Raw genomic sequence first — 2,454 nt, forward strand, 5'->3', positions numbered from 1 at the left:
TGTATACGCTTCACTGGTCACACCGTCTCGCAAGCCGGTATCAGTCTCGTGTTTGCGCACCCATTCAAGCAATGTGTGGGCTGAACAGCCGATCTTCGGCGCAATGGATTCAATCGTCGACCACAGCGAGGGATACTCACTGCGGTGTTCCTGCACCAGACGGACTGCGCGCGCTCTTACTTCGGGGGAATATTTATTTGATTTGTTCATGGCTCCATCTTCTCAGATAGTGGAGCCTCCTCAAAACCCGGGGCGGTTCACTGTGAGTTCACTATTTAATGCGAGTTGAGCCTTGCTTAAATGTCCCCAACTAACTCAGTTGTGAACTTGTTGAGACAGCTATCGCGGTAGGAGCACCCATTACTGAGCAGACGTAACGGCCTGAACTTTCTCGTGCCTACCAACTGGTGCAATTGTCTTCATGAAAATGACAACCGTCGCTGTCGACGGTTCTAAAATTATCAGCCTTATTTAAATCCCAGATTGCTGTCCGAAAAACGACCGTTTGCCGACTTAAAAACACTTGCATGACTTCCATAGATTATGCACAATCAAGGCTAGGAAAACACGCTTAACCTATAAAGGAGCGAATCATGCAAAGCATGACACTAGAGCAGCTACGTGCCACGGCTCGCGCCGGCGGCGTTGTCGGCGTCACCTTGAAAGGGCAGGGCAGCGGTTTCTTCATTGAGATTGCCACCCGCAGCGGGCAAGACGCTTTTTTGGTGAAGGCTCGCAGCACCGAGCCGCGCCGCTTCGGTAGTCCGAATTCCGCGCTAATCGTATTGCGCGATCTTGGTATTGCTGTTGTCCGGCTCGACGCGACCAACTGGAACCCCGACCAGAAAGTAGTCACGCAGAACCGGGATAGCCGCGCCCAAGCGATGCGCCAAGCGCATGAAGCCGCCGCCTATAACCAGTGGCTGGCCGCCGAGATTCAGGAGGCCATCGACGATCCACGGCCGAGCGTGGAGCATGATGAAGTCATGGCCCGGATGGATGCGCGCATTGCGCGCCACAAGGCCGCAGGAGCGAAGTAAGCATGAGCCAGCAGGCCAACTAACTGACCTATGACGAAGCCTAAGACTTCTTACAGCATCGTCTGGCGACCGATTGCCGAGGCCGACTTAGACAACATCGTTGACTACATCGCCCAGGACAACCCGATCAAGGCTGAGGAATTTGGCCAGGAGCTGCGCGCCAAGGTGTTGCCGCTTGCGCAGCATCCAAGAATTGGCCACACCGGCAGGCCCGGCCTGCCGGACTTCCTGCGCGAGCTGGTCGTGTATCCTAACTACATCGTTTTTTATCGCGTGCTGGACGATGCGCGCACCGTCGAGATTTTGAGAGTGAAGCACGCGGCCCAACAGGTGCCGTGATTACAACCTCGGCGTGCTAACGCCGGTTTTTCAGGAGTGGCGAAGATGAATACCAATCAAAACTTGAGCTTGCCACCCGCAGAAGTTGAGGCATTTGTGGGTCGCTTCAGAAAACAGAATTGGCGGCAAGGCCTGGAGTCTTTGGATCGCTTGCGTGTCACGTTTGCAAAGGAGGGGATTCCCCTTGAATTTTTGTCACATTACAAGCCGTATGAACCCTTTGCATTCCTTAGAATAAATGACGGGTTAAGTGACAAATTTTGGCGGTCTAAACTTTCCGGTACGCACTGTCCATAATCGAACGTATATGTGACAAGAGGAATAGGTGCTGATTGGCTACATGCGAGTTTCAAAGGCGGACGGATCACAGTCGACGGACTTACAGGAAGATGCTCTGCTGTCTGCGGGTGTTGATCCTTTCCAACTCTATGAGGATCAAGCTTCCGGTAAGCGCGAAGATCGTCCAGGACTCGCGGCGTGCCTCAAAGCACTACGCGAAGGGGATACGCTCCTGGTGTGGAAGCTGGATCGCCTCGGGCGCAACTTGCGGCACTTGATCAACACCGTGCACGACCTTACCTCGAAAGGAGTTGGATTCAAAGTGCTCACCGGGCATGGCGCGGCCATTGATACAACCAGCGCTGCCGGGAAACTGGTTTTCGGAATATTCGCTGCCTTGGCTGAATTCGAACGTGAATTGATCTCAGAGCGCACCATCGCGGGACTGGATTCTGCGCGGGCTCGAGGCCGCAAAGGTGGACGTCCGTTCAAGATGACTATGATATGGTCTAATAGACCCGGACACTCCAGTTAAGAGAAAATAGTCTTAATTGGAGGATGAAATGGAGCCTAGGAAACACTATACAAAGGAATTCAAGCTGGATGCAATCAGCTTGGTACTGGATCAGGGATTAACGATAGCAGAAGCTGCCAGAAGCCTGGAAATCAGGGCTAACATGCTTGGGCGATGGATCAGGGAGAGCCAGGCGGATACTAATGGTCAGGCATTCCGCGGTAATGGGAAACTGACACCGGAGCAGGAAGAAATCCGGCGGCTTAAACTAGAAAACAAGCA

The 2,454-nt window shown here is 53.2% G+C and carries 4 protein-coding genes and 2 pseudogenes; 5 read left to right on the forward strand and 1 reads right to left on the reverse strand.

All coding sequences use genetic code 11. From position 1 onward, the window contains the following. Positions 1-210: transposase (locus ABF86_RS09690; RefSeq protein WP_160803571.1), on the reverse strand; the 210-nt coding region annotated here is incomplete at its 3' end. Positions 211-593: 383 nt separating this feature from the next. Here ABF86_RS09690 and ABF86_RS09695 point away from each other — a divergent pair. The 5 genes and pseudogenes from ABF86_RS09695 to ABF86_RS09710 all read left to right on the forward strand — a co-directional run. Beyond that, positions 594-1,040 (forward strand): hypothetical protein, encoded by a 447-nt coding sequence (locus tag ABF86_RS09695; protein WP_074685710.1) that lies wholly within the window; start codon positions 594-596, stop codon positions 1,038-1,040. A 30-nt stretch (positions 1,041-1,070) separates the two neighbouring features. Next, positions 1,071-1,379, forward strand: a complete 309-nt coding sequence (locus tag ABF86_RS09700) for a type II toxin-antitoxin system RelE/ParE family toxin (RefSeq protein WP_074685712.1) — start codon at positions 1,071-1,073, stop codon at positions 1,377-1,379. A gap of 117 nt (positions 1,380-1,496) precedes the next feature. Continuing rightward, positions 1,497-1,676, forward strand: a pseudogene (locus ABF86_RS12450) (hypothetical protein); the annotation flags it as partial. A 28-nt stretch (positions 1,677-1,704) separates the two neighbouring features. Further along, positions 1,705-2,157, forward strand: a pseudogene (locus tag ABF86_RS09705) (recombinase family protein); the annotation flags it as partial. A 64-nt stretch (positions 2,158-2,221) separates the two neighbouring features. Continuing rightward, the coding region (locus ABF86_RS09710) for a transposase (protein WP_160803498.1) at positions 2,222-2,454 on the forward strand (233 nt) is incomplete at its 3' end.

The organism is Nitrosomonas sp. GH22 (genome assembly GCF_009833115.1).
Taxonomy (GTDB): Bacteria; Pseudomonadota; Gammaproteobacteria; order Burkholderiales; family Nitrosomonadaceae; genus Nitrosomonas; species Nitrosomonas eutropha.